General features: G+C 69.3%; 4 protein-coding genes. All 4 read right to left on the bottom strand.

Annotated features, from left to right (window positions below; translation table 11 throughout):
* Window positions 1-1,375: FtsW/RodA/SpoVE family cell cycle protein (locus C1J00_RS39685; RefSeq protein WP_102913713.1), on the bottom strand; the 1,375-nt coding region annotated here is incomplete at its 3' end.
* A gap of 22 nt (window positions 1,376-1,397) precedes the next feature.
* A complete protein-coding gene (locus C1J00_RS39680; RefSeq protein WP_180989867.1) occupies window positions 1,398-2,948 on the bottom strand; it encodes a Stp1/IreP family PP2C-type Ser/Thr phosphatase in 1,551 nt (516 codons plus the stop codon).
* A gap of 140 nt (window positions 2,949-3,088) precedes the next feature.
* Window positions 3,089-3,601: an FHA domain-containing protein FhaB/FipA gene (locus tag C1J00_RS39675; protein WP_033309926.1), complete on the bottom strand. Its 513-nt coding sequence runs from the start codon at window positions 3,599-3,601 to the stop codon at window positions 3,089-3,091.
* Window positions 3,602-3,611: 10 nt separating this feature from the next.
* Window positions 3,612-3,947, bottom strand: a 336-nt coding sequence (locus tag C1J00_RS39670; protein WP_146046355.1) for an FHA domain-containing protein, incomplete at its 5' end; no start/stop codon positions are given.

The raw sequence follows: 3,947 nt of genomic DNA, 5'->3' as shown, positions 1-3,947 counted from the left end.
GGGCCGTGTCGCTGATTCTCAGCAGGATGCCGATGAGGGCCCAGTTGGCGATCACGGAGGATCCGCCGTAGGCCACGAACGGCAGCGTCATACCGGTCAGCGGGATGAGGCCCATGACACCGCCGGCCACGACGAAGACCTGGAGGCCGAAGGCGCCGGACAGGCCGATCGCGAGCAGCTTGCCGAAGGGGTCGCGGGCCGCGAGCGCGGTGCGTACGCCCCGTTCGATGATCAGGCCGTAGAGCAGGAGGATCGCCATGACGCCGGCGAGGCCCAGCTCCTCGCCGAAGGTGGCGAGGATGAAGTCGGAGTTGGCGGCGAAGCCGATGAGGTCGGAACGGCCCTGCCCGAGGCCGGTGCCGAGCGTGCCGCCGGAGCCGAAGGCCCACAGGGCCTGCATGGCCTGCTCGGAGTGGACGATGCCGTCCTGGACGCCGGCGCGAGAGAGTTCGAACTCGTGCATCGGGTCGAGCCAGGCCTGTACACGGGTCTGGATGTGCGGCTCGAAGCTGGCCACGCCGACGGCGCCGACCGCGGACATCAGCAGACCGAAGACGATCCAGCTGGTCCGCTCGGTGGCGACGTACAGCATGATGACGAACATCCCGAAGAACAGCAGGGACGTACCGAGGTCGGTCTCGAAGACCAGGATGAGGATCGAGATGACCCAGACGACGAGGATCGGGCCGAGGTCGCGGCCGCGGGGCAGGTAGAGACCCATGAAGCGGCGGCTGGCCAGGGCCAGGGCGTCTCTCTTGACCATGAGGTAGCCGGCGAAGAACACCGCGAGGGCGATCTTCGCGAACTCACCGGGCTGGAGCGTGCCGAGGCCGGGGATCTTGATCCAGATCTTGGCGCCGTAGATGTCCGCGCCGAGTCCGGGCACGAGCGGCAGGACCAGCAGGAACAGCGCGCCGGCCATGGAGATGTACGTGTAGCGCTGCAGAACGCGGTGATCCTTGAGGAAGATCAGCACAACCACCAGCAGGGCCACGCCCATAGCGGAGTACAGCAGTTGGCGCGGTGCGGCGTCGGCATAGTTGCTGAGGCCCTTGGCCTGGTCAAGGCGCCAGATGACGACCAGGCCGAGTCCGTTCAGCAGCGTCGCCAGCGGGAGCATCAGCGGGTCCGCGTACGGCGCGAATTTCCGGACGACGAGGTGGCCGACGCCCGCGAGCAGGCCGAGTCCGAGTCCGTAGCTCAGCAGGCCCGGTGGCACCGAGTCGTTGAGGGCCAGGCCGACGTTGGCGTAGGCGAACACCGGGATGACCACGGCGAACGCCAGCAGCGCCAGTTCGGTGTTGCGGCGGCTCGGGGCGCCGATCGCGCCGATCGTGGACGTGTGGTGCTGCGGCGAGTTCGTAGTACTGCTCATCGTGTGACAGGGCCTCTCACGGCTACTGCTTACCGCACAGCGAGACGACCTTCTGCTCTTCCTCCGAGAGGCTGGGGCCGGGGCTGGGAGTGGGTGCGGTCGTGGTCGGGGGCGTGGACTTCTCCGGTGCCGACGGTGAACCCGACGGGTTGGACGGGTTCGGCGTCGGTGTGGCCTTGGACGTGAAGGAGGCGGGAGTGGTTCCCGTGGTGCCCCCGGCCTCGCCTTCGCCGGTCTTGGAGTTGTTCTTGCTCTCGGCTTCGCGCCGCTGCGCTTCCTTCTTGCACGCGGAGGCCTGCACCGACAGTTCCTGGATCTTCGCCTGGGCGTCCTTCAGACCGCCCTCGGGGATGGTCGCCTCGACCAGCTTCTGCTGGTAGGGCGGCAGGTACTTGAGTTCGATCTCGGGGTGGTCCTTCTCGACCTTCGAGAGCGAGACCCAGGCCAGGTCCTGGCTGATGCCCCGGTACAGCGCGACGTGTTCGTCCTCGGCGCCGACGTAGTACTGGGTCTGCGTCCAGCGGTATCCGCCGTACAGGCCGCCGCCGACGAGGGCCAGCGCGAGGACGCCGTAGAAGGATCTCTTCAGCCACCGGCCCTTTTTGCGGGGCTTGGTGAAGTCGTCGTCGCCGTAGTCGAAGCCGGCTGCCGGGATGTAGCCGGTGGTGTCGCCGGAGCCGGGCGGGCCGAATTCGCCGCCGCCCTGGCCGTGTCCGTGGCGGCCGAGTCCGGAGGCGCGGCCGGCGGGGGTCTGCATGATGCCGTTGTCGTGCAGCTGGTGCTGGTTCTCGGCGACGGCGCCGACCACGACGGGGGTGTCGGACAGCTGGCCCGCGAGGGTGTCGCCGGTGTCGAGGTCGAGGACGTCGGCGATGATGACCGTGATGTTGTCCGGGCCGCCGCCGCGCAGCGCCAGCTCGATCAGGTTCTGGACTGTCTCCTGGGGGCCCTGGTAGCTGGCGAGGGTGTCTTCCATGGTCTGGTGGGACACCACGCCGGACAGGCCGTCGGAGCAGATGAGGTAGCGGTCGCCGGCGCGGACCTCGCGGATGGACAGGTCCGGCTCGACGTGGTCGCCGGATCCGAGGGCGCGCATCAGCAGCGAGCGCTGCGGGTGCGTGGTCGCCTCTTCCTCGGTGATGCGGCCCTCGTCGACCAGGCGCTGCACCCAGGTGTGGTCCTGTGTGATCTGCGTGAGGACGCCGTCGCGGAGCAGGTAGGCGCGTGAGTCGCCGACGTGGACCAGGCCGAGGCGCTGGCCCGTCCACAGCAGGGCGGTGAGGGTGGTCCCCATGCCCTCCAGCTGGGGGTCGTCCTCGACCATGGAGCGCAGTTGGTCGTTGGCGCGCTGTACGGCTGTGCCGAGGGAGGTGAGGATGTCGGAGCCGGGGACGTCGTCGTCGAGCGCGACGATGGTGGAGATGGCCTCGGAGGAGGCGACTTCACCGGCCGCCGCGCCGCCCATGCCGTCGGCGATGGCGAGCAGGCGCGGGCCGGCGTATCCGGAGTCCTCGTTGCCCTCCCGGATCATGCCCTTGTGCGATCCGGCCGCGAAGCGCAGTGACAGACTCATGCGCACCTCGCCTGTCGGCTCCGGGTACAGCCGGTCGTGTCGAGCCACACTGCCCACCCTCCGGTCGGGAGCGCGCGGGGGGCCGGGGTGGGGCCCGCCACTGCGTGCTCGCTCCGCTCGCGCCTATCCATGATGTAGCACTACTTCCGCAGCTCGATGACGGTCTTGCCGATGCGGATCGGCGCGCCCAGCGCAATCGGTGTGGGAGTCGTTAGCCGGGACCGGTCCAGGTACGTGCCGTTGGTGGAGCCGAGGTCCTCGACGATCCACTGGCCGTCGCGGTCCGGGTAGATCCTGGCATGGCGGCTGGAGGCGTAGTCGTCGTCCAGCACGATCGTCGAGTCGTGCGCGCGGCCCAGGGTGATGGTCTGGCCCTGGAGCGCGACCGTGGTGCCGGTGAGGGTGCCCTCGGTCACGACCAGCTTGGTGGGGGCGTTACGGCCGCGCCGGCCGCCGGCGGGCTGCTGGCGCTGCTGCGGTGGCGCCTGGCGGGCGGCGGCCTGCTGCTGGCGGCCCGCCTCGCGGCGCGAGCCGCGCTGGGTGACGCGCGTACCGAAGAGGTCGCTGCGAATGACCTGCACGGCCACGATCACGAACAGCCACAGTACGGCCAGGAAACCCAACCGCATGACCGTGAGGGTCAGCTCTGACATTGCCCCCGCTTCACCCTTCGGCTTGCCGGTAAATGATGGTGCTGCTGCCCACGACGATCCGCGAGCCGTCGCGGAGCGTAGCGCGGGTGGTGTGCTGTCCGTCCACCACGATGCCGTTGGTGGATCCGAGATCCTGGATCGTCGAGGGCGTTCCGGTCCGGATCTCGCAGTGCCGGCGGGAGACGCCGGGGTCGTCGATCCGCACGTCGGCGTCGGTGCTGCGGCCCAGCACGAGTGTTGCGCGGGAGATCTGATGGCGGGTGCCGTTGATCTCGATCCAATGGCGGGTGCGTCCGCCGGAGGCCGGGGCGGCCGGGGCGGCCGGGGACCGCCTGTCTCTTATACA

This window comes from Streptomyces cahuitamycinicus (assembly GCF_002891435.1).
GTDB classification, from domain to species: domain Bacteria; phylum Actinomycetota; class Actinomycetes; order Streptomycetales; family Streptomycetaceae; genus Streptomyces; species Streptomyces cahuitamycinicus.
This window is presented reverse-complemented; position numbering and strand designations above follow the sequence as displayed.